This window comes from Candidatus Woesearchaeota archaeon, from assembly GCA_016928155.1.
Classification (GTDB): Archaea; Nanobdellota; Nanobdellia; order Woesearchaeales; family JAFGLG01; genus JAFGLG01.
This window is the reverse complement of record JAFGLG010000015.1, coordinates 14305-35786: the sequence shown is the minus strand read 5'-3', so window position 1 is coordinate 35786 and position 21482 is coordinate 14305. Positions and strand designations below refer to the sequence as shown.

The following is a 21482-nucleotide window of genomic DNA, read 5'->3' as shown; positions in this document are numbered from 1 at the left end:
AAGGGCCTTTAATCCTAATACATTAAATCCTGATACCTTTAATCCTAATACCTTAAATCCTAATACCCTAATAATTGTAATAACAGGGATAACTGGAATAATACCAATAACACCCGAAACAGCAATATTTAAAAAGTGACTATGCTTATTTAATATATATGTTAAAAAAGCCACATTTTCTGAAAAGAGGATATCATAGCTATTACAAGTACCATAAATATGACCATCTCACCAGACGAAACAGCCCAGCAGGTCCAGCTGAGTACCCTGCGGATGCAGAAAAAAACAGACGGGAACCAACCAAGAATTTCAGGTACATCTACTCAGGCCAGGCATTCCTTTCATTCGCAGTCTCTCTCATCGACCCTTTCATAACACTTTTTGCCTATGAGCTCGGATTCATGAAGAGCCTGATAGGGATAATGACAGGCCTGAGAGAGTTCAGCACAATGCTCTTCAGCATCGTGTTTGCGCACCTCTCAGACAAAATGAAAAGAAGGAAGATATTCGTACTGCTAGGCATCTTCTTCTGGGGGCTCCTATTCCTGCCGATGATAAACACGAGATCAATACACCTGTTCTTCATCCTCGTCGTAGGGCAGGGTCTCGTTTTCTCAATGAGCGCGCCGACCTGGGATGCATGGTTCTATGAGATGACAAAGAAAAAAAACAGAGCCAACATAGTGGGAAACCTGCATCTGATACATTACACCTTCTCATTCATCGCATCGGTCTCTGCAAGCCTGCTCCTCAGATTCATGGGCATCCAATTCCTCTTCCTACTCGGCTTCCTCTGTATGATAATGATAATAGCATCGCTGGGAAGAGTGAAGGACGCCTACGAATCAACCAAGAAAAGACTGGTCGAAAGCAACACCTTTGTGCTGCTCAGGCATTATTTCTCCAAACAGAAAGCTCTCAGGCAGTTCACTCTGCTCGTTTTCTTCTGGTCGCTCGCAAGCACAATAACCCTCGGGTTCCTGAGCATCTACATAGTCAAGGACCTGGGAGCGTCAAACAGCTTCCTGGCACTGACTGTCGCTGTCATGGTGCTGTCAAAGCTCTTCACAGAGAGGATATGGGAGAAGGCGCAGGCCAGGCTGGGCAGGAAAACATGCTTCATCTACGGGGCAGTCCTGACGACACTGGGGCTTGTCGGATATGCAATAGCCAAGGATCCGATACTAATTGTTGTAGCCAACATAGTCATGGGATCAGGAATAGGAGGATTTGACATGATGGGATATCTCCTCATGTTCGATTATGTGCCTGAGCATAACAGGGCAGAATACCTCGCATATTTCGACACATTCACAGGGATCGGCTCGCTCCTGGGGCCGGTAATCGGAGGGATACTGGCATCAATATTCAGCATATCCTTCATAATAGTGCTCTCAATAATCGCAGAACTGATAGTGATACCCTTCTTCTTCATCCTTGAAGACAAGGCCATCAATTGAGATCACCAATCCGGATTACCAACCAAAGTTATGGCTCTACCATAACTATTGTAATCCTATCCGGGGATACCAAAAACAATTAAAATGACCCACTTAATCTGAAGCATAAAAGCTCCATCCTGCGGTATTTTCCACATTTTGCCCAACATTTTGTCCCATATCAGTCAGGAATCCAGTGTGGGAAAATATAAATAAAATAAGAAAGACCCAATATCTGTTGGAATTTCAGGTGGTATTTTGGATTTTGAACAAGGAATGAAAAGATATGAAGGCGTCAACCTGGAAAGGATGGTAAAACAATATTCCAGGATACTCATTGTAGAGGACAATCCGGATGAAAGGAGAGAGCTCATAGAGTCATTTGTGCTTGAGGGCTACCAAAGAAGGAACATACTGGAGGCATCAACAGAAACACAGGCAAAAGAGGTGATATCCGAACAAAACACAAGCCTCGATCTGATCTTCAGCGATATAAACCTCCCTTCTGAAACAGACAGCGCAACAGCAGGGGAAAGAGTGCTCGATGCAGCAATCCAGCTCGGTCTAAAAAAGGAAAGAGTCAAGCTTGTGCTATACACGGCCTATGAGAACTACAAGAGAGGGATCAAGCTCGAAAGGCGGGGGGCAGATGATTATTTCTCAAAAAATGAGGATAGCGAAGAAGATATCTTCAACCGCATAGCCACCCTACTGGAAGACAGAATAATGTGGAAGCAAATAAACACGCTAATCGACATGTACAAACACATACAGGACATGACCAAAGGCATCGCATTCAAGGGTCCAAAGCTTGAGCTGCTTCTGGAGACTGTGGCAACTGCCTGCATCTCTGCAATGGATGCGCAAGATGCCCGTGTGACAATGCCGCGAGAACCTTTCCAAGAGATGGCAAACGGCAATATGAGCATCAGACAGCTATATCCCGAGCACAGGATAAACCCAAATGAGATGCTTGATTCAGATTCAGGGACATTAAGGAGGATATTACCTAATGCGACCTCCATAATTATCGAGGATGTGTCCGCATATACAGGTGAGATAGAGGACATGTTCATCCAGATGGGCGCAAAATCCATCATCGGTGTGCCGTTAATATTCGGAGGCGTGGCAAGAGGGGCTTTCTATGTAATCAGGAAAGAATCTGATGAGCCCGGCAGGGAATATGGTTTTGACGAAGCCAATCTTGTTCTGATGAATGGGATGAGAGATGCACTGATGACAGGACTGAGCCAACTGTACAATTTCTATGTAACACTGTTCGCATCACAATCAATACTCGCCAACCTGATCGACACGCTCGATTTCGCAGGCCTGCAGACAGCAGGCGGAGATACAAAGAAACATGTGTTCAGGCAAAAGGAAAGGGCAAAAGAAATAGCAGACCTATTGAGGGCTATGTACGAGGATCCGGACAGATACGGCATGGCACGCGAAGAACTGAGGGACGAGTTCGATATAACCCTCGAGGAGGGTTACATCATTGAATGGACATCAGGAATGAGCGACTGCGGCAAAGCCAAAATACACCACGAGATCCTCAACAAAAATGACAAGCTCACAGACGAAGAGTACAGCAAAATGAAGGGACATCCGATAGAGGGCTATGAAATCATCTGGAATGAAAGCAACAAAAAGATGCTCCCTAATGGCCACCTGTATTTCCACATAGCTGAGGGAGTCAGGCATCATCATGAGAGATGGGATGGAAGGACTGAAGATGTGGATTTCCCTTCCTATCCCGGAGAAAAGAGAGGCACTGACATCCCACTCCCATCAAGGATAGCATTCATAGCCGATTCCTATGATGCAATGGTGAGCAGGAGAGTCTACAAAAAACCAATGCCGATAAGATGGGTAGTCAATGAACTGGCAAAAAATGCCGGCCATCAATTCGATCCGGAAATCATAAGACCCTTCATCAGACACAGGCTTGGGAAATGGCTGAAACTAGACTATGAATCCTTATACCAGGAAAAAATGAGACTCAAAGAACAGGATCCAAATTACGGGGATGATGACCACATACTGGAGGATTATCCCCTGATAGACAAGATAATACAAGAACACACTGCAATATAAGGACAAACATCCAGGATAGGCCCTTGAATCCAATCAAAATGGAAAATACAATAAACCCCAGCCCAGACAACAGAATAAAAGAGCTTGAAGCAATATTGGCTGAAACAGAGCAGAGGCTGATTGATTCACAGGACATACTCGAGACCTATTCAGGCATACACCAAGATTTCGCGGGCATGAAGATTGATGAGAGATTCATGGAGAACTTCATCACAACTGTGCTCAAAAGCGTCGGGAAGCTCATGAGGATGAACATTGCAAACCTCATGATAAGACGACAGGAGGGCAAGACATACACGCCCGGAAAATTCTTTGACCTGGATTCAGACCAGATAGTAACATGCAGCGCAGTCGGGCTGACCCCTGAGACAGATGCCATAGTGCAGAATATAGTAAGATACCAGAAGACTGAGTTCTGCAATATAGATCCAGAAGACAAGAATGAGCTCTTTATCGCAATATCGACAGGAAGGGCATTCCAGTCATATTATGACCCTTCGCCAGGCGGTTTCCTTGACCAGATGGTGGAGGCAGGCATCTTCAGTCCGGACTACTATGAGCAACAGGAACTCCAATACAATAAAGCGGCATCTCACGGTTTCCTCACACCTGAGAATGAGGTCTATGTAACACCTGAAGAATTCAAGCAGCTTTATCCGACCCCAGAGTCTTATGTGCCAGCAGTATGCATCCCTGTACTCATGCATGGTAAAGCTATAGCAGTCATCACTGTCGATGCACCGATGGACAGGGACCCGAGAGCCGGCACCAAAGGGATCACTGAACAGAAGCTTGCTGACGGAGAGAGGCTCGCCAATCTCCTAACACTGCCATTGCTATGGGCCGAACAGATGGAAGAGATCCATTACTGGAAATCCCTCAATGAGGCAATTGTCGACAGCGAGGCAGCAGGGATAGCTGTCATCGACGCCGACTACAGGCTTGAGCGTGTAAACCCTGTACTGTCAAGGGCAATCGGGGCAGATGAATGTCCCCGGAGAATGGACATACGCGGCCTGAAGATCTTCTCATCTGCGATCGGCGGAATAACCTCAGTAGTGACCGGCCAGGAGGAGAGATACTTCCTGCCGAACCAAGCCATGACCATCGGCAGCAGGGATGTCATATATGACATATCTGTATCCCCTGTCGGCGCGCTTTTCGGACCAGCCACAAAATTCCTCATAAGATTCGATGATGTGACTGAAGCAGTCTACAGGTCCCTTGCAGAATCAGAGATCAACAGCAGGATGAGGACCGATGATGTTGCCAGCGGGCTGGGCCATAACCTCAGGACATATCTCGATATCATCAGGCATTCCACACTCAATTCCAAGAAGAGGCTTGAGAGGTTCATACTGGTAAATCCCTCCCTCAGGGAACTGCTTGCACAAGATGCTACACTGGCTGAGCATATCACAAAGCTTGCAGAGTCCCCTGAGGTCGTGATAAGGCAGCTGCAGACAATCTCCGGGATCCTCAGTCAGCTGACAGAAACTCTCCATAGAGGCTATGTCCCAAGTGAATGCACTCTCAGCGACATTGTCAGGGAATTCGAGCAAAAATATAAGATCCACTGGCCGGGCGGATCACTTGAATGCGATCTAAGACATGATCCTATACTATACATCGATCCAAAAAAATTTGTGGACATTGTCCTCATGGAGCTTGCCAGGAATTCCCAGTATGAGATGGATAACAAAGCAAGGATGACCCTGACAGCAAGAGAAGGGGATCTATTAAGAGCACAATCTGAAAAGCTTGCCGAAGCCGGAGCCAATTATGACATAGAGAAATGCCTGGTAATCGAAGTGAGTGATAATGGGCCCGGGATGACCCCTGAAGCGGCATCAAGGGCATTCAACAGGTTCTATTCCAGGAAGCCAGAAACCGGAGACAGGATGAGAGGATTGGGGCTCTATGACCTCAAGAAATTTGTGGATGCGTCCTGCGGAGAGGTAAGCCTAATCTCAGAACTCAGGGAGGGCACTACTTTCAAACTGATAATGCCTGTCATAGACAAAAAAAATATATTAATAAATCCTTGAATATGCCTGATAAACACTTATCAATAATCTAACTCTTATTAGCAATCATGCTCCCGAACTTCTTCTTCTTGCCCTTCTGGGTCGTTGATTTCTTCTTCTGTTTCATGGAATCACCTTTTTTGGATTTTTTTGACACTACTATCCCCTCATCCTTTTTATTGATTTCCATTTGGATGATCATCAATAAAATGGAAACACGGCATCAACTTTATAAATGTGAAACCCAAAATAGGCTTTAGATGGCCCTGTTCAAATTTCTTGAAAAAGAGGATAAAGTCAAGTACTGGGATTTCAGGCACACTACGCTTGACAGCACCTCAATAAACCTGAGCGGCGAGACTGTAAAAGACATAGACAATGGGAGCGTCAAGCAGTATTCAATAAGGGTCCTCTATGGAAATGCATGGGGCTTCACAAGCTTCGACAATCTTGATAAAATGGAGGAGAATGTGATAAAAGCGCTCAAGATAGCAAAAGCCATGAGCAAGAAGACCGAAAGGGAGATAATCATGGCCCAGATAAAGCCCATAAAGGACTTCAAGAAGACCAGAATGAGAGTCGATCCTGTAAACATATCACTATCTGAAAAGAAGAACCTCATATTGGAGGGCTCGATAAAGGCTCTTGATTTTGACCGCAAAATAAAGTCATCTGACCTTTACTACACAGAAAAAAATCTTTACAGCGAATTCGCCAATTCTGAAGGGAGCTTCATACAGCAGAGGCTGAACTATATAGATGCAGGCATATTCATTGTCGCATCTGACGGCATGAGGACAGTGGATTCCCATGATGGGATAGCCCGGCTGGGCGGTTTTGAGGTTCTAAGGGGATACCCCGAGGCCATACAGAAATGCTGTGACCGCGCATTGGAGCTCCTGACCGCAAAGAGCCCCAAGACACAGAATGCAAATGTGGTCATCGACGGGGCGCTGGCAGGGCTTTTCATACATGAAGCCCTCGGGCACAGCATCGAAGCAGACCATGTCATCAAAAAGGATTCCATCCTCGCCAACAAGATAAACAAGAAATTAGGAACAGAGATCCTCAATGTATACGATGATCCAAGCATAGAAGGAGGATTCGGCAGCTATTTCTATGACGACGAGGGAGTGCCGAGCCAGAAGACAAAGGTGATAAGCAACGGGGTGCTCCGCAATTTCCTGCATTCCAGGGAGACAGCAGCCATCCTCTGCGAATCACCGACTGGAAACGGGAGGGCAGAGGAAGCCGGCTTCTTCCCCATCCCGAGGATGAGCAATATGTACATTGGCAAGAAAGACTATACAGATGAGGAGCTCATAGAAGACCTGAAGAACGGAATATTCGTGCTTGGCCAGAAAGGAGGACAGGTGAATTCCGCAGAAGGAACATTCGAATTCGGAGCGAAACAAGGGTATCTTGTAAAGAACGGCGAGATAACTGGACCGCTCAGAGAATTGTCATTCTCAGGCAACCTCATGAAGATACTCAAGAGCATCAAGGCCATAGGCAACAGCTATGAGGAATCAGATCCCGGCTACTGCCAGAAGCTCGGCCAGATAATCCCTGTTGACGGGGCCAATCCCAAGATGCTGATAAAGAACGCAAGGATAATAGGGAAGAATGAGGCATAGTCAGGATAAATAAGAATATCCGCGATGATAATTAATGATGATGATAATTAATGATGATTATAATACAAGGCAGGCATAATGGATAATTACTTCAGAAAAATCATAAACAAGGCGACACGGAAAGCTGACCATGCACAGCTGAACTCATACATAATCAGATCAAACAACCTGAAGCTCATGGACAACAGCATCCACACCATGAGCAGCATGGAGCAGAAAGCCTACATACTGAAGGTCTTCCTGGGAAAAAAGATGGGTGTTTCCTATTCTAACTACCCTGATTCCGGCCTGCTGGACAGAGCCCTCAAGATGGCCAAGGTGACGAACAGCCTGGATTATTTCTATGGGCTTCCAGAAGACCCAAAAGAAACAGACGTCAAGATATATGACTCCAATACAGCAGAACAGTCTGAGGACTTCTTCCTGGAGACAGGAGAAGGCATACTCAAAGACCTGAAATCACCGATGATAAAAGTCGAGAATGCTGATATAGTGAGCACAGACACAGAATTCTCAGCAGCAAACTCAAACGGGGTCGAAAAAACCCAGAAAGACACCAAATTCTCAATCAATGTGTCAGTGTCATACAAATCGAAAGGCAAGATGTTCAGCCACTGGGACTTCAATTCAGCAAGAAGGATATTCGATGCACAACCGATGTGCAAAAGACTAAAGGAAACAGCTGAGATGTCAGCAAAGAGCAGAAAACTTGGCACAGATGCGGACACACTGATATTGTCACCCAAGGTGCTGTATTACCTCTGCGAGTATGCGATGCTGCCAAGCTTCCTCGGCACTAATGTGGAGAGCAAACATTCAACACTCACCAGGAAGCTCGGGGAGCAGGTCTTTTCCAGAAAGCTAAACCTCTCAAATGACGGTACGCTAGACTGGGGATTCAGGTCAGAAAGATTCGACTATGAAGGAACACCCACCCGCAAAATCCAGCTTGTCGAGAAGGGTGTTGTCAAGAACTTCCTATTCGACCACAATATAGGAAAATTTCTTGGCAAGGAATCAACAGGGAGCGCAGCAAAATCAGGAGTGATATTCAACAACATAGTGCTGGATATCCCCAAGAAGAAGGACATATTCTCAGGAGTCGACAAGGGTGTCTATGTCACGTCCATACTCGGGGCCCATAACTCAGACCCGATAACCACAGACTTCTCAGTAGAGGCAGACAAGGGATTCTACATAGAGAACGGCCATATCAAACACCCCATATCAAACATGTCCATATCCTCGTCAATGATAAATCTCATGAACAATATAGATCGCATGGGGCAGCCTGAATCAATAGCCGGGTTCTACAGCGGGCCGATAAGATTTAACAATGTATCAGTGAAGAAAAGCTGATACCATAAAATCTGAATCTGCGCCACTGCATATCTGTCCTATATCCTGGAATACAGAAATTATTTTAACTTCAGGCATCTTCCTGTGCAACAAAGGGGAAAATGGCAATCGATAATGTGGTGCTTACATGGAACCAATCAGCTTCCCATGTAGGGAAAGAGGTCTATTCACATCTCCTGAACACAGACCTCGCCCCAAGAGTAAGGTTCCTGGAAATGGAAACCCTGCATTTCTCAGAAAACATAAAAGGCATAAGAGCCTTTGACAAGTCATCGTTCGAATCTGCAAGAATCCCGGACCCCTATCCGGATATCGAAGGGAGGATTGCACTAGATGATATAATGAATGTCCTCCCTCAAAGCACAGTATTCTCATTATATACCCCAAACAATGCAGTCACCCACAGGCCAGAGCAATTTGTTGCCCCAAGAATCCTGGGATTCCTCAAAGACAAACTAAGACAGGGGGTGTATCCCATCCTGGAAAATGGGGAATACAGGCTATCTGATCCAAAGGTGCATGACGAGTTCGTAAGGTATCTTGAAGGGATAACCCGCCAATGGAACAAGAATGCAAGGAGAAACATGGGCTGGATAGTTGGCAAGCTCCTTGAGGACTGGGACATCTATGCAATAAGCTCCAGGCTGAAGCAGAGCCTAGACTCCCAGGCATGGAACAGCATCAGCTCAGATATCAGGGAGAGGATCGGCAATGTATCCTGGAGGGGTGCCAAGCATTCTATGGAAACAATACTGATGAACGGCTTGGACCGGGAATCACCAATGAGCGAGATATTCCAGCAGATCTTCACTGTAAAATACCTCAGAAAGCTTCGTGCAGCATCAATCACAGTTGTGCCGCTGTATTATGCATTCGGAAGGAGCGACAGGCCGCATGATTTCCAGGGAGATGAAAAAGAGAAACAAAAAAATGAAAGGCTCAGGCACGAAGTATGTCTTACAGAGGCAGATGCCGAAATAATGGCCATGTACGGAGTGAAACGGATAATAACAGTTGCTGCGCATTCACCCTTGGTAGGGCGGCACTTCACCAGTAGAGGGATAGAATTCAGGAGCCTTTCAGGAATAGAATCGCTTGTGGACGGACTATCCCACAGATACAAATCATTGTTCAACAGGATGCTTGTCATCGGGCCTGACCTGAACAGCGAGGCAGCTGCAACAGAGCTGGCAATAGCGATGTACAACAAGGGATATGGCTATGACGGCCTCATTGTCATGATGGACAAGACAAGAAAGGAGTTCAATGTGGTGGAGGGAGCAAGGATATCCTACCTTCTCCAGTATAAGGGCGATGGCCAATTCGACAAGACCCAATACACACCAGAAGAAAAGACAATGATTGACAGGCTCCTCATCGGGAGGACAGGGATAGTCACTGATGACATAATCGACACGGCAAGCACATATGGTGCGGCTGTTGACTCAATAAGCGGGATAGTGGGCTGCCAGCTCATCCCATTGATAGTGCACCCTGTACTCAGCGGCCCAGGAGTACACAATCTGACAAAAGCACATAACAGGAAGACCCCGGACGGGAGAAGACTCATGCCAAGAGCATTTGTCCTCGACACAGTAATCCACAGGAGAGAGGACCTCAAAGAAGAGAGAGCATATCTCGAAGTGAGCAGTTCAGCATATACAGTGGCCAATGAGATCAAGTCATGTGCACATAAAGACCTTCTCAGTAATCCCTGACACTCTTCTGGCCCCTGCGCTTTCCAGATCTGACAGGTTCAAGCTTCTGGCCGACCTGCTCTTTCAATGATTCAGCGGTCCTGCGCCCAACCAAAGATGATAAGGTAGACAAATCAGCCCTCCTTATCTCAGCAACATCCCTGATACCATTCCTGAACAGGATCCTGGCCCTGACCCTGCCAATGCCCCTGAACCTGACTAGATTAAGAAGCTCCTCCCTGATGCCGTGCTTTACCCTCAGCCGGAGTTTCATGAGGTGGCCAAACAGCTCCCTGAACTGCATAAGCTTGGCCAGCTCCTCTGAAGAATACAGCAGCCAGTCAGCGATATCAAGCTTTGACCTGATCTCGCCAGGCCGGATATCAAACTGCTCAAGAAGAGCCTCTTCATCAAGCTCATCAATCCAACCAACAAAGAACAGGGCTGTCTTGACAGTACTGATGAACTGACCATAATCAGGATCAAAAGAAGAAGGCTCCTCTGCTATAAGCTGATCCTCATACTTGAGGAACCGGGACTGGACCATATCAAACTCCTTTGACTTAACCCTCAGGGGCGGGCGTATCTCCAAGGTGCTTGATATCATATGAAGGAAAGAGAAATCAGAAAAACGCTTTGAAGCAGCTGTCCTCAGTGATTCAATCAGCATATGGGCTGTCAGCGGATCCAGATAAAGCTCCGCAACCCTATTGCCGACCAGAGTTGCGCGATATCCCCTGTCATCGACCTTGTCAGCGCTCACAAAATCATCGCCCTCTGATATGATGAACTCCCAATCCTCCAGAAGATCAAGCATCTTGCTGATGATGACATCCATACGATCCATATCCCTGTACTGATAGGCCCAGTAAGTCTTCTCAAAAAAATCCATGATCTGCTTCTTGCTATTGACAAAATTAGATGATATCAGGCTCAACAGATAAGTGCGAAGCACTGGCTCGACAGCGAGCTTTGAGTAGATGTCTTCAGGCTCACCACAGATATACCTATCATAGATCTCCTCTTTTTCACCCTCAGAACCAGCAATGATGATAGCTTCACCATACTCATCAAATTTAGGACGTCCGGCACGGCCGGCCATCTGCTCATACTCAAGGACAGGGATATAACTCAAACCCCAAGGGCCTCCATAACGCTTAAGGTCTCTTATTATCGAGCGGAATGCAGGAAGATCAACGCCCTGCGCAAGTGTCGGGGTACAGCAGATGATCCTGACATCACCTGCCTTGAAACTGTCTTCAATCAGCTCTCTCTGTTTCGGATGGAGGCCTGCATGATGGAATGCGATGGCCTTCCTCATTATGTTTGAGAGGCGTTCACATTGCCTTGTAGGCTTCTGCAGCGCCTTCAATGCCTTTTCGGCCAGCAGGATAGCCTTTTCATCATCCTTAAGCTTCTTGGATATATCTTCCGCAGTCTTCTCAGCACTCGGTCGGGTGTTTACGAAGACGAGAGCCTGCTTGCCCATCCTGATGGTCTCCAGTGCGAGATCAATGACAGGGTTTGACTGATTCGATGCCATGAGAATGAATCGGGATGAAGGATTTATATAGGTTTTGTGAGAATGTCCAGTGCTTATTGCTTGAGGATCCTAAGCTCAAGGTCGACCTGGTTGATAGGAACAAATCTTGAAGTAATCCTCTCAAAATTGTTCCTACCAAGAACCTTCAACAGCGGTTCTGCAACCAAAGCAGCATACCTGTTAGAACTTAAGCTTATAATCTCTGTCCTGAAAGGAAAATACCTCCCAAAATGTGTATAATACCCGTATGACTGACCAAATCCTGTTTCTGGATCAAAGTGCTCAAATGCACGGGAAGAAAGATGATGAATATGTGTCACATCACTATAAGACCCCCTGGAACTATAATGTGGAAAAGAGAGATAAACTTTAGCACCATTCTTCCTGACATGGTGGATTTCACTCATGAGCCATGCAATGTCAGGCACATGTTCAACAAAGTGCCTCAAATGGATTTCATCAAAAGAATCATCTCTTAAAGGAATATAATCCCTATTCTTAAACTCAACCAATACATCGACATCCTTCAGACAGTCGTTCCTATCAAGACCTATGGCCCCGGATACCTTATTATCCCCACAACCCAGATCAAGCACCCTTATTCCGGGGGGGGTTTATCAAGAAATATATAAAAACTATTGTCAAGATTTGGCCTTGATGCGCTTCATCCTGAAAGTGTTCTCCCTTTCCATCTCCTCAAGGCGCAGTGTGATGAAGGCCTTCTGGGCCACAAGCTTTGGTATGACATTGAATTCCAGGGCATTGACTCTCCTCTTGGTCTTCTCGATCTCCTGAAGGAGCTTTTTCATTGCAGTCTCCACCTCAGCAGCAGTGATGATCTTCTCAACAACGATCTCATAAGCGGCTGTGGCCTCATCAACACTAGACGAGGTGTAGACACCATAACCTCTCTCGAAGAAAGATTTCTGGAGCGAATCTGATTTTATCTTCGGTACAACGACACCCATTATATTCTTGGTCTCCAGCTCTATGGACGGCTTGTCCCTGATAGCAAGAGCGATGGAGCGGATCTTGAGGTCAGATTCAAGAACCCTGGCCCGGTTAATCATGTCGAGGGCAGTCACATAGCTGTCGACAAGGGACTTCCTGATGTCCTTAGCCTTCTTCAGGATCTCAAAGAAATCCAGGATGAGGCCATCCCTCTTCTTCTTGAGCAGATTATAGCCTGATTTTGCCAGCTTAATCTGGTTCTTGACCTTCATCAGCTCTGATCTTGTCGGCTTGACATCCATATAATCAGACCTCAAACCTCTTGAAGTGCCCAATCTCAAAAATATCCAAGGCATTTATACTGTCTGCATCAGTCTTCCCATTGACATTCATCACATAAAACCTGCCCAGCTCATCAGACATCTTATTATGGAAATCATAGAATGCACCTATAATGACAAGCTTCCCCTCATCGACAAGCTTCCTGTATCTATCTAGGCAGAAGGCTATCTGATTGTCGACATTCTTCTGGATGCAGAGGCAATTCCTCTTCCCGCTGTCAGATACATCCTTTGTATCCTTCACAGGGCCCTGCAAAGTGTCAAGCTCTGCTTTTATCTCAGCTGTCTCCTCAGAGTAATCTGAAAGGGATGCCTTGACAGCACCACAGCCTGAGTGGCCAAGGATCATAAGGATCGGCGTATGGAGATGAAGCACACCATAATCAACAGAGCCAGGAGAAGTGCTGACCTGATTCCCAATATTCCTTATTATGAAAAAATTATTGGTGGTGTCCATGCCACAGAAAGCTGAGCTGACACGCGAATCGCTGCACATCACCAAAGTCATGAAAGGAGACTGGCCAGACTGCAGGTCAGAAAGCTTATCACCTTCCCTGGCTGAAAAACCAATGTTGCCTTCAATCAAATCATTCAATAAACTCTTAGCGTCCTTCATGGATCATCACTCCTCCCCCTTATCCCCCGCGTCCTTCCCCTGCTTCTCCTTGACCTCTTCGACATCAGCAGCGATAGGCTTATAGAACTTCTTCTTCATCTCAGGGCTTATCCTTGTGAGCTCGTTCTCAGGGATAGTGCCAAGAAGCTCCCAGCCAAGCGAAAGGGTTTCAGTGATCTGCCTGTCTTCCCTGTTGCCCTGTGTCACGAACCTCTCTTCAAAGATCTTCGCAAAATTAAGCAGCCGCTTATCCCTCGCAGACAAGGCTTCCTCGCCGACAATCGCTACAAGGCCTCTCAGATCCCTCCCCTCTGCGTAGTTGGCATACAGCTGGTCAGACACCTGCTTATGATCCTCCCTTGTCTTGCTCTTGCCTATGCCGCTGTTCATCAGCCTTGACAATGACGGGAGAACATCAATCGGCGGATAGATGCCTTTCCTGTGGAGCTCCCTGTTAAGCACAATCTGGCCTTCGGTTATATATCCTGTAAGGTCAGGGATGGGATGAGTTATGTCATCACCAATCATGGTCAGGATAGGGATCTGAGTGATGGAGCCTTTCTTGCCCTTGATCATACCCGCCCTCTCGTAAAGCATGGCGAGATCAGTATACATATATCCAGGATAACCCCTCCTTCCTGGGATCTCTTCCCTGGCAGCGCCAATCTCCCTCAGTGATTCACAATAATTTGTGAGATCTGTCAATACGACAAGGACATGCTTGTCCTTCTCAAAAGCAAAATACTCTGCAGCAGTCAAGGCCATCCTCGGGGTGATAATCCTCTCGACAGCAGGATCATTCGCGAGATTCAGGAAGACAACAGACCTCTCAAGAGCCCCGGTCTCCTCAAAATCCTTGATGAAAAACTGAGCCTCTTCATTCGTGATGCCCATTGCGGCGAAGATGACGACAAACTCCTCACCCTGGCCGATGACCTTCGCCTGCCTCGCAATCTGCAAGGCAATCTTGTTGTGAGGCAGACCAGAGCCTGAGAAAATTGGGAGCTTCTGGCCCCTGACCAGCGTGTTCATGGCATCAATGGTGGAGATGCCTGTCTGGAAGAAATCAGCCGGACTCTTCCTGGCTTCAGGGTTGATGGCAGCCCCGATGATATCCAGCTTCTTCTCCGGGATTATTGCCGGCCCTCCATCTATGGGCTTGCCGGATCCGGAAAGGATCCTTCCCAGCATGTCATCAGAGACATTCAGCTTTATGTTCTCGCCGAGGAACTTTATCGATGAGCTCCTGTCGATACCTGAAGTTCCTTCGAACACCTGGACAACAACAGTATCCTCGCTGGTATCCAGCACCTGACCGCTCTTCATGACACCGCCCGGCAGAGCAATCCTCACAAGATCATTGTAACCGACAGGGTCAGTCTTCTTCACAAAGACCAGCGGCCCCGCAATCCTCGAAATCGTCTTATATTCCTTCATCATCATAATCACCTGTAAATCTTGTCGAATTCCTTGTCCATCTCCTTCTGGACATCGTCAAGGACCTTCTTATAATCCTTGTCGAACTTAGCATTCGCTATCATGTCCTTTGACTTTATCTCCAGAAGCTGCTGGACCCTCGCGCCATTATCAAGGGCTACATTAGCCATCTTTGAATAATGCAGGATGATCCTCATCAGGGTGTATGTCTTCTTGAGCTCTGAATAAGTATCGACCTCGTGGTAAGCGTTCTGCTGGAGCAGGAATTCCCTTATCAGCCTCGCGACCTCAAGGGTCAGCTGCTGCCTGGCAGGCAGAGCATCAGAACCGACAAGCTGGACAATCTCCATGAGCTTTTCCTCTTCCTGAAGTATGGCCCTTATCTTATCCACATTATGCTTCCAGTCAGAGGCAACGTTCTCAGCGAACCACGGCGCCAGTGTATCCATATACAGCGAATACGAATTGAGCCAGTTTATGGACGGGAAATGACGCCTCTGTGCGAGCTTGGCATCAAGAGCCCAGAAAGTCTTGGTGACCCTGAGCGTGTTCTGCGTGACAGGCTCTGAAAAATCCCCTCCAGGAGGACTGACAGCGCCGATGACAGTCACAGAGCCATTGTCCAGGCCTTTGCCTAACGGGGAAACGACTCCAGCCCTCTCATAGAACTCAGAGAGCTTTGTCGACAGATAAGCCGGATAACCCTCCTCACCAGGCATCTCCTCAAGCCTCGATGAGATCTCCCTCATGGCTTCAGCCCATCTCGAGGTGGAATCAGCCATCAAAGCCACATCATACCCCATGTCCCTATAATACTCTGCAATCGTGATGCCTGTATAGATGGAAGCCTCTCTTGCAGCGACAGGCATATTTGATGTGTTAGCGATAAGGACAGTCCTGTTCATAAGGGGCTTGCCTGTCTTAGGATCGATGAGCTCGGGGAATTCTGTCAATACCTCAGTCATCTCATTGCCTCTCTCGCCGCATCCTACATATACAATGATATCAGCGTCGCACCACTTTGCAAGCTGCTGCTGGGATACTGTCTTCCCTGCACCAAAAGGGCCGGGGATGGCAGCTGCGCCGCCTTTTGCAAGAGGAAAAAGACCATCAAAGATCCTCTGGCCAGTAATCAGGGGCATGCCTGGGGAAAGCTTCTGCCTACTGTACCTCGGAACCCTCACAGGCCAGTACTGCTTAAGGAAAAGCTCAGTGCCGTCGTCAAGTGTCCCAACAGCCTCGTTAACATTGAAATCCCCGGACTTGATGGAGTCAATCTTGCCGCTCTTGCCGTATGGCACCATGATGCTATGGACAATAGTCTCTGTCTCCTGCACTTCACCTATGACATCACCCTGCTCTACCTTGTCTCCTTTCTTCACAAGAGCCTTGAACTTCCACTTCTTGGCCTCATCAAGGCCAGGAGCGTCCACGCCTCTCAGGATGTAATCCCCCATCTTGTCCCTCAGAAACTTAAGAGGACGCTGAATACCATCGTATATCATGGTGAGAAGACCGGGACCGAGCTCAATGGAAAGGGGCCTGCCTGTGTTCCTGACAGGCTCACCTGGCTTGATCCCTGAGGTATCCTCATAGACCTGGATAGTGGTGTGCTCCTTGTCAATCTGGATGACTTCACCCATAAGGGCCTCGTCACCGACACGGACCACATCATACATCCTCGCATTGAGGCCTTTGGCCACAACAACAGGACCAGCAATCCTATAAAGAATCCCCATATCTTTGCCTTCTTCTGATTTAGATTTTTTCATTCTTTCCATAGATCAACACCTATTGATTTCAATATCATCTTCCTCATCGCATCCTGGCCTGTCGACGTGGACAGAGTCAACACAACCGGCTTGACAGACCTCTCAACCCTCTCTTTCTCATGCGGAGCCAATGACTGGAATATCTTGTCGTCAAGTATCAGTATGCCTGCATTCGGGTCAGCCATCACACTGTTGATGGTATCCAGGCACTTCTGCCTATCATCGACCTCAAAGGTCTTCTGGATACCAGAGAGCTGGAAACCCAATACAAAATCCGAACCTCCGACAACATTCAGCTCCACATAATCACCCTAGGATCATAATATATATCCCGCCGTATACCATGCACATCCCTGTTCTATATATCGCCATATACATCCCTGCTGCTTATGCAATCACCAATGAATTCTCCACAAACTCATCGCTCAATCCGAGCTCCTTCCCCTTGATGATTGTGCCAATATTCTTGACCTCTATTTCCTTAGCCATCATGTAGCCCAAGATCACCGATGCACTGAGCGGGTTCTGGTGCAGTAAGAGAGCGGATCTCTTGAGCAGATACTTCATGAAATCAGCCTCAAGATAGACAAGCGTCATCTTCTCCTTATACATCCTCAACCCTTCCTTGATATAATTGCCGAACTTGGACTTCTCAAGGCCAGATATCATCTCCTCAAAATTCTCAGACCTCAACAACTTCTCTATCGGACGGTCAAATGACCTCTCTCCAGTCATGATGATGAAATTCCTTATATCTTCAGGCTTTATATTAGACCTCTTCATCCTCAGTACAGTGATGGTGTTCTGGATAAATATCTCATTCATGAGGAATTCCCTGAAAAGCTCCCCCTCCTTAGGGATCTTCTGAGCAAAAGCGATGATCTGGGAGTAATAATACTTATCCAAAAAATTCTCTATCTCCAAGAAGCTCTTCTTCTCCCTGAAATAATCCAGTGCAGGCTTAATGGCCTTGAACTTGATGAAATCAACAGACTTAATTATCTCCTCAACAGAGTCCTTCCTGAAAAGGGATATCAGGTGTTCCTCTGATAACTTTCCTATCGGCAGGATGATATTCAGGAGCTCTGCTTCAGAGATGCCTGTGAACTTTGCCCTGAGGACAGTCTTGATATTCCAGATGTCGCTCCTGACCAGATAGTTGTCTATCAAGAGCAGAAGCTCGTTGCTGGACACATTCGAGATCCGCCTCAGCTTCTGGAAATTCCTGATAAGATTCCTATGTATCGCAAGCTCAAGCAGAAAAGCACCGGAGAATTTTATACCAAGCTCATCAATCTCCCGCTTGTATTCGGATTCCTGCAGGTACCTGGCAATCTCACCCAGCTTCATCCTCACCAGCTTATGATAATCATCCTTAGAAAGGAGCTTGCTGCGCATAGCGACAACCCTCACATAAGTGTACGGATAAGTGCTGAGCTTTATCTTTGCCATCTTAGCTGAACAGGCTCTGAGCCATCTTCTGGATGTTCCTCTCCTGAACATCAGCGAGCAGTGTTTCAAAAGTGAGGTCTATCGTGACATTGCCTTCCCTGTCCTCGACAATGATGCCGCCGTCGATCTTCCTCTCCTCTGTGTCAAAACCGCTGATCAGCTTCAGGTCGTCCTTGTTCGCGTATATCCTTCCGATATCCACCTTCTTCTTCGCCCTGTCTATCAGCTTCTGCAGGATATCTTTGCGTTCCTTCCCCTTCAATGCAGCCAGCTCTGCCATGGCCTCTGCAAAGACCAGGTCGATCATCTCCTTCTTCTTGTCAAGGTAATCCTTCTTGGAGTCAAACTCCGCAGAAGAGAGCTCCTTCTTCTCCATGATTTCACAGACCTTGAGCACCTCCTGCTTCGACCTCCTCCTGGAATCCATGACGTCAGACCTGGCCTTCTGCCTGATGGCTTCCGCCTCCTTCTCTGCATCCTTAAGGATATCCTGCGCCCTCTTCTTGGCCTTCTCCAAGATATCCTTCTTCACCTTCTCCAATCCCATAGTATCCACCGAACCAAGGAATGGTTATTAACCTGCCATCCCAATTATCAGTATGGCAACCACCAGACCGAAGATGACGATCGTCTCTGGAATGACTGTCAGGATAAGGCCCTTACCGAAAAGAGATTCCTTCTCAGCCATTGCACCCACTGCTGCGGCGCCGATTGTCTTCTCTGCATAAGCTGCTGCAAAAGCACTCAAACCGATCGCCACTGCTGCGCTCAATGCAATAACACCAGTTCCCATATCAACTACCATTTTTTTACCTCCGTATTCTGTTTTTCTATCCTGCTTGAGGCTCAAGCCTCCTCCTTCTTGCCACCGAAAGGCATGAACCTGAGGCCTCCGCCGTGATAAAACTTCGAAAAAAACTCAACATAATGCAGCCTGAGCGAATGAAGGAAAGGGCCAAGTATGCCCAACCCAATATTGATGGAATGCCCAAGCAAAAGTATCAATATACCACCGATGATGGAGATGATGCCGCCATGGAACATCCTGAAAGAGAAATCATTGACAACAATAGCCAATGAAGCTGAAGCAACGCCGATAGCCATAAGCCTGGCATAGGAGAACATGTTGGAAAATATGGCCGGCATCTCAATCAAGCCCCTAGCACCTTCGCCAGCATAAAGCATCACGGCAGAGAGAGCAAGCATGACATAACCCACCAAGGGCATCAGGGGGATAAGCTTCAAGTATGACAGTGCAAGGACGATGACTGAAAGCTGAAGAATCCACCAGCTCCCTTTCTCAAGAACCGCTGTCTTCAATCCATGATGCTTGCACTCATTTATGAAACCGATCAAGAGGCCAAGGTTCAGATGCAGGAATCCAAGCATGACAGAGACATACAGGAGCTCATTTATCTGATGCATCCTGCTGAGCACATGAGGAAGCTCATAGCCCATGACAACCTCTGCACCGAAGAACTCGCCGAACAGCGCACCGAAGAAGATCGTGGACAGGGATGAGAAGATCAGGGCGTCTATCAGGCGCCTGCCATCCTTCATCATGGCCCTCAGGGCGATGAAGAGCACAAGAGTCGTGATCCCGTAGCCGATATCACCTAGCATGAAGCCGAAGAAGAAAGGGAATGTAAGGAAGAAAAGGAAAGACGGATCAAGCTCATAATACTGCGGCAGGGTGTACAGGTCCATGAAGAACTCGAATGGCTTCACCACCTTGGGATTCTGCAGCTCTATAGGCACATCATCATGCTTGTCCACCTTGTGGGTCTCTATGAAAAGCCGATTATCTGCGCAATCCTCAAGAGCCCTGACTGTCTTGGTGAGTTTCCATGCCGGAATCCATCCTGTGGCAATAAAAGTCTCATCTGTGGTCCCCAACCTGAGAGGGGCCTCTGCCTTCTCTGCCTCCTGTGAGACAAGAGTCTCATTGAACAAGATGAACTTCTTCCACTTCCTGCCTAGATCATGGAGCTCAAACTCAATTGAATCCCTCTGCTTCTCAATCTCTGAAAGATCGCTGTTGATGTCCTTCAGAGCTTTATGGGTCTCATCCCGGATATCCGATATCTCCCTGAACTCCTGATAAACAAAAGAGAACTCATTCAGGAAATTCTGGATGTCCTGAGAGAGATGCTTAGGCGCAAATATCCCAAAATAGGATCCCCTATTGAGGATACCTTTCTTCATATAGATATCCTTGAACCTCTCTGTCAAGAGCTCCTCGAACTTCTTGAACTCCTGGGGGTAGCCGATGAAATAATCATAATTTAAGCTCTCCCTGACATCGATAGGATCAAGGCCGAGGCAGTTCAGGATCTTGAGCTGATGGAGCCTTATCCTCTGGGACTTTATCTTGTCTTCTGCGGCCTTCTTCTCATTGACCTTGTCTGTGACAATGAGATACAGCTTCTTGCTGAGATTGCCAAGCTTGTAATAATCCAGCTTCTCATCCTTGAGATCCTCAATCCCGTTCTCACTGAGATCGATGCCCAGATAAGAGGCCACAGACCTCAGCTTGATAAGTATCTCAGAAAGCCTCTCACCATACTCCAAAGGCTTGCCGATATCGATGCCTTCCTTCCTCTGCTCGACAATATGGAAGACCTTCATCCGGTGAAGCACATTCAGCACAGAAGGGAGGTGGTCCTTGTGACCGATTATCGTCACCTTTGACATGCGTAAAGCCTTGAACATCTACATCATCTCTTGTTCTATAAAACCATGAAATTCCTGGAGCAGGAGCTTCTTCGTCCTATCGACATTCTTCCCGGAAGACTTCTCAATATCACGGGTCTTCTTCCTGCCTTTCTCTGTGACCTCTTTCTGCTTGGCAAGGATTGATTTCCTGTATTCCTTTATCTCATCATCCCTCTCCCTGGACATGCGCCTGTCATTCTCCTTGATGATATCAATCGCATCTGCCCTTGCCTTAGAGATGATCTTCTCCTTCTCTTTCAATGCATCTTCAATAATCTTCTTTGCATTATCCTCTGATTTCCGAATGTCATTAAGTATATGGTCCATTGCGAAACACGCTCCTTGTGTGCTATACCCCCAAATTACCATCTACAGGGTAGGCAAATCCTTTTTAAA

19 protein-coding genes are annotated in these 21482 nt (G+C 47.0%); 6 read left to right on the top strand and 13 right to left on the bottom strand.

The annotated features are described in order from the left end of the window. Positions 1-158 precede the first annotated feature (158 nt). The 3 genes from JW968_06745 (at position 159) to JW968_06735 (ending at position 5587) form a co-directional block, all read left to right on the top strand. Positions 159-1460 carry an MFS transporter gene (locus tag JW968_06745; protein MBN1386638.1) on the top strand — a complete coding sequence of 434 codons (1302 nt, stop codon included), beginning with the start codon at positions 159-161 and terminating at the stop codon, positions 1458-1460. 237 nt (positions 1461-1697) lie between these two features. Then, the gene (locus JW968_06740; GenBank protein MBN1386637.1) at positions 1698-3539 is read left to right on the top strand and encodes a response regulator; all 1842 of its coding nucleotides are present in this window, start codon (positions 1698-1700) and stop codon (positions 3537-3539) included. A 38-nt stretch (positions 3540-3577) separates the two neighbouring features. Continuing rightward, positions 3578-5587, top strand: coding sequence for a HAMP domain-containing histidine kinase (locus JW968_06735; GenBank protein MBN1386636.1), 2010 nt, complete (start codon positions 3578-3580; stop codon positions 5585-5587). A 28-nt stretch (positions 5588-5615) separates the two neighbouring features. Here JW968_06735 and JW968_06730 read toward each other — a convergent pair whose 3' ends face one another. Beyond that, positions 5616-5768 (bottom strand): hypothetical protein, encoded by a 153-nt coding sequence (locus JW968_06730; GenBank protein MBN1386635.1) that lies wholly within the window; start codon positions 5766-5768, stop codon positions 5616-5618. A gap of 58 nt (positions 5769-5826) precedes the next feature. Here JW968_06730 and JW968_06725 point away from each other — a divergent pair, with 58 nt between their 5' ends. From JW968_06725 to JW968_06715, 3 genes are all read left to right on the top strand, one after another. Further along, positions 5827-7203 carry a TldD/PmbA family protein gene (locus JW968_06725; GenBank protein ID MBN1386634.1) on the top strand — a complete coding sequence of 459 codons (1377 nt, stop codon included), beginning with the start codon at positions 5827-5829 and terminating at the stop codon, positions 7201-7203. Between the two features lie 78 nt (positions 7204-7281). Then, the gene (locus tag JW968_06720) at positions 7282-8562 is read left to right on the top strand and encodes a TldD/PmbA family protein (GenBank protein MBN1386633.1); all 1281 of its coding nucleotides are present in this window, start codon (positions 7282-7284) and stop codon (positions 8560-8562) included. Positions 8563-8663: 101 nt separating this feature from the next. Continuing rightward, the gene (locus tag JW968_06715) at positions 8664-10280 is read left to right on the top strand and encodes a hypothetical protein (GenBank protein MBN1386632.1); all 1617 of its coding nucleotides are present in this window, start codon (positions 8664-8666) and stop codon (positions 10278-10280) included. Here JW968_06715 and JW968_06710 read toward each other — a convergent pair. From JW968_06710 to JW968_06655, 12 genes are all read right to left on the bottom strand, one after another. Next, positions 10267-11802, bottom strand: coding sequence for a hypothetical protein (locus JW968_06710; protein ID MBN1386631.1), 1536 nt, complete (start codon positions 11800-11802; stop codon positions 10267-10269). The genes JW968_06715 and JW968_06710 overlap by 14 nt on opposite strands. 53 nt (positions 11803-11855) lie before the next feature. Then, entirely contained in the window at positions 11856-12398 is a 543-nt protein-coding gene (locus JW968_06705) for a methyltransferase domain-containing protein (protein MBN1386630.1), read from the bottom strand. A gap of 45 nt (positions 12399-12443) precedes the next feature. After that, positions 12444-13055 carry a V-type ATP synthase subunit D gene (locus JW968_06700; protein MBN1386629.1) on the bottom strand — a complete coding sequence of 204 codons (612 nt, stop codon included), beginning with the start codon at positions 13053-13055 and terminating at the stop codon, positions 12444-12446. A 4-nt stretch (positions 13056-13059) separates the two neighbouring features. Beyond that, positions 13060-13710: a carbonic anhydrase gene (locus tag JW968_06695; GenBank protein MBN1386628.1), complete on the bottom strand. Its 651-nt coding sequence runs from the start codon at positions 13708-13710 to the stop codon at positions 13060-13062. Between the two features lie 6 nt (positions 13711-13716). Next, the gene (locus JW968_06690) at positions 13717-15147 is read right to left on the bottom strand and encodes a V-type ATP synthase subunit B (GenBank protein MBN1386627.1); all 1431 of its coding nucleotides are present in this window, start codon (positions 15145-15147) and stop codon (positions 13717-13719) included. 8 nt (positions 15148-15155) lie between these two features. Continuing rightward, positions 15156-16928, bottom strand: a complete 1773-nt coding sequence (locus JW968_06685) for a V-type ATP synthase subunit A (GenBank protein ID MBN1386626.1) — start codon at positions 16926-16928, stop codon at positions 15156-15158. Continuing rightward, entirely contained in the window at positions 16916-17221 is a 306-nt protein-coding gene (locus JW968_06680) for a V-type ATP synthase subunit F (protein ID MBN1386625.1), read from the bottom strand. Before JW968_06680 ends, JW968_06685 begins: the two co-directional genes overlap by 13 nt. A gap of 85 nt (positions 17222-17306) precedes the next feature. Further along, complete coding sequence (gene ahaC, locus JW968_06675) at positions 17307-18371, bottom strand: ATP synthase A1 subunit C (protein MBN1386624.1); 1065 nt, start codon at positions 18369-18371, stop codon at positions 17307-17309. 1 nt (position 18372) lies between these two features. Beyond that, a complete protein-coding gene (locus JW968_06670; protein MBN1386623.1) occupies positions 18373-18918 on the bottom strand; it encodes a hypothetical protein in 546 nt (181 codons plus the stop codon). 27 nt (positions 18919-18945) lie between these two features. Then, positions 18946-19176 (bottom strand): V-type ATP synthase subunit K, encoded by a 231-nt coding sequence (locus JW968_06665; GenBank protein MBN1386622.1) that lies wholly within the window; start codon positions 19174-19176, stop codon positions 18946-18948. Between the two features lie 41 nt (positions 19177-19217). Then, complete coding sequence (locus tag JW968_06660) at positions 19218-21083, bottom strand: V-type ATP synthase subunit I (protein ID MBN1386621.1); 1866 nt, start codon at positions 21081-21083, stop codon at positions 19218-19220. Continuing rightward, on the bottom strand, positions 21084-21455 hold the full coding sequence (locus JW968_06655) for a hypothetical protein (GenBank protein ID MBN1386620.1): 372 nt from the start codon (positions 21453-21455) through the stop codon (positions 21084-21086). It lies immediately after the preceding gene. Positions 21456-21482 lie beyond the last annotated feature (27 nt).

What these genes read in the sequence shown, in the direction of transcription:
- JW968_06745 (MBN1386638.1), top strand. Translation starts at nt 159, where the DNA reads ATGTTAAAAAAGCCACATTTTCTGAAAAGAGGATATCATAGCTATTAC.
- JW968_06735 (MBN1386636.1), top strand. Translation starts at nt 3,578, where the DNA reads ATGGAAAATACAATAAACCCCAGCCCAGACAACAGAATAAAAGAGCTT.
- JW968_06730 (MBN1386635.1), bottom strand. Translation starts at nt 5,768, where the DNA reads ATGATCATCCAAATGGAAATCAATAAAAAGGATGAGGGGATAGTAGTG.
- JW968_06725 (MBN1386634.1), top strand. Translation starts at nt 5,827, where the DNA reads ATGGCCCTGTTCAAATTTCTTGAAAAAGAGGATAAAGTCAAGTACTGG.
- JW968_06720 (MBN1386633.1), top strand. Translation starts at nt 7,282, where the DNA reads ATGGATAATTACTTCAGAAAAATCATAAACAAGGCGACACGGAAAGCT.
- JW968_06715 (MBN1386632.1), top strand. Translation starts at nt 8,664, where the DNA reads ATGGCAATCGATAATGTGGTGCTTACATGGAACCAATCAGCTTCCCAT.
- JW968_06710 (MBN1386631.1), bottom strand. Translation starts at nt 11,802, where the DNA reads ATGGCATCGAATCAGTCAAACCCTGTCATTGATCTCGCACTGGAGACC.
- JW968_06700 (MBN1386629.1), bottom strand. Translation starts at nt 13,055, where the DNA reads ATGGATGTCAAGCCGACAAGATCAGAGCTGATGAAGGTCAAGAACCAG.
- JW968_06695 (MBN1386628.1), bottom strand. Translation starts at nt 13,710, where the DNA reads ATGAAGGACGCTAAGAGTTTATTGAATGATTTGATTGAAGGCAACATT.
- JW968_06690 (MBN1386627.1), bottom strand. Translation starts at nt 15,147, where the DNA reads ATGAAGGAATATAAGACGATTTCGAGGATTGCGGGGCCGCTGGTCTTT.
- JW968_06685 (MBN1386626.1), bottom strand. Translation starts at nt 16,928, where the DNA reads ATGGAAAGAATGAAAAAATCTAAATCAGAAGAAGGCAAAGATATGGGG.
- ahaC (MBN1386624.1), bottom strand. Translation starts at nt 18,371, where the DNA reads ATGGCAAAGATAAAGCTCAGCACTTATCCGTACACTTATGTGAGGGTT.
- JW968_06670 (MBN1386623.1), bottom strand. Translation starts at nt 18,918, where the DNA reads ATGGGATTGGAGAAGGTGAAGAAGGATATCTTGGAGAAGGCCAAGAAG.
- JW968_06665 (MBN1386622.1), bottom strand. Translation starts at nt 19,176, where the DNA reads ATGGTAGTTGATATGGGAACTGGTGTTATTGCATTGAGCGCAGCAGTG.
- JW968_06660 (MBN1386621.1), bottom strand. Translation starts at nt 21,083, where the DNA reads ATGTTCAAGGCTTTACGCATGTCAAAGGTGACGATAATCGGTCACAAG.
- JW968_06655 (MBN1386620.1), bottom strand. Translation starts at nt 21,455, where the DNA reads ATGGTAATTTGGGGGTATAGCACACAAGGAGCGTGTTTCGCAATGGAC.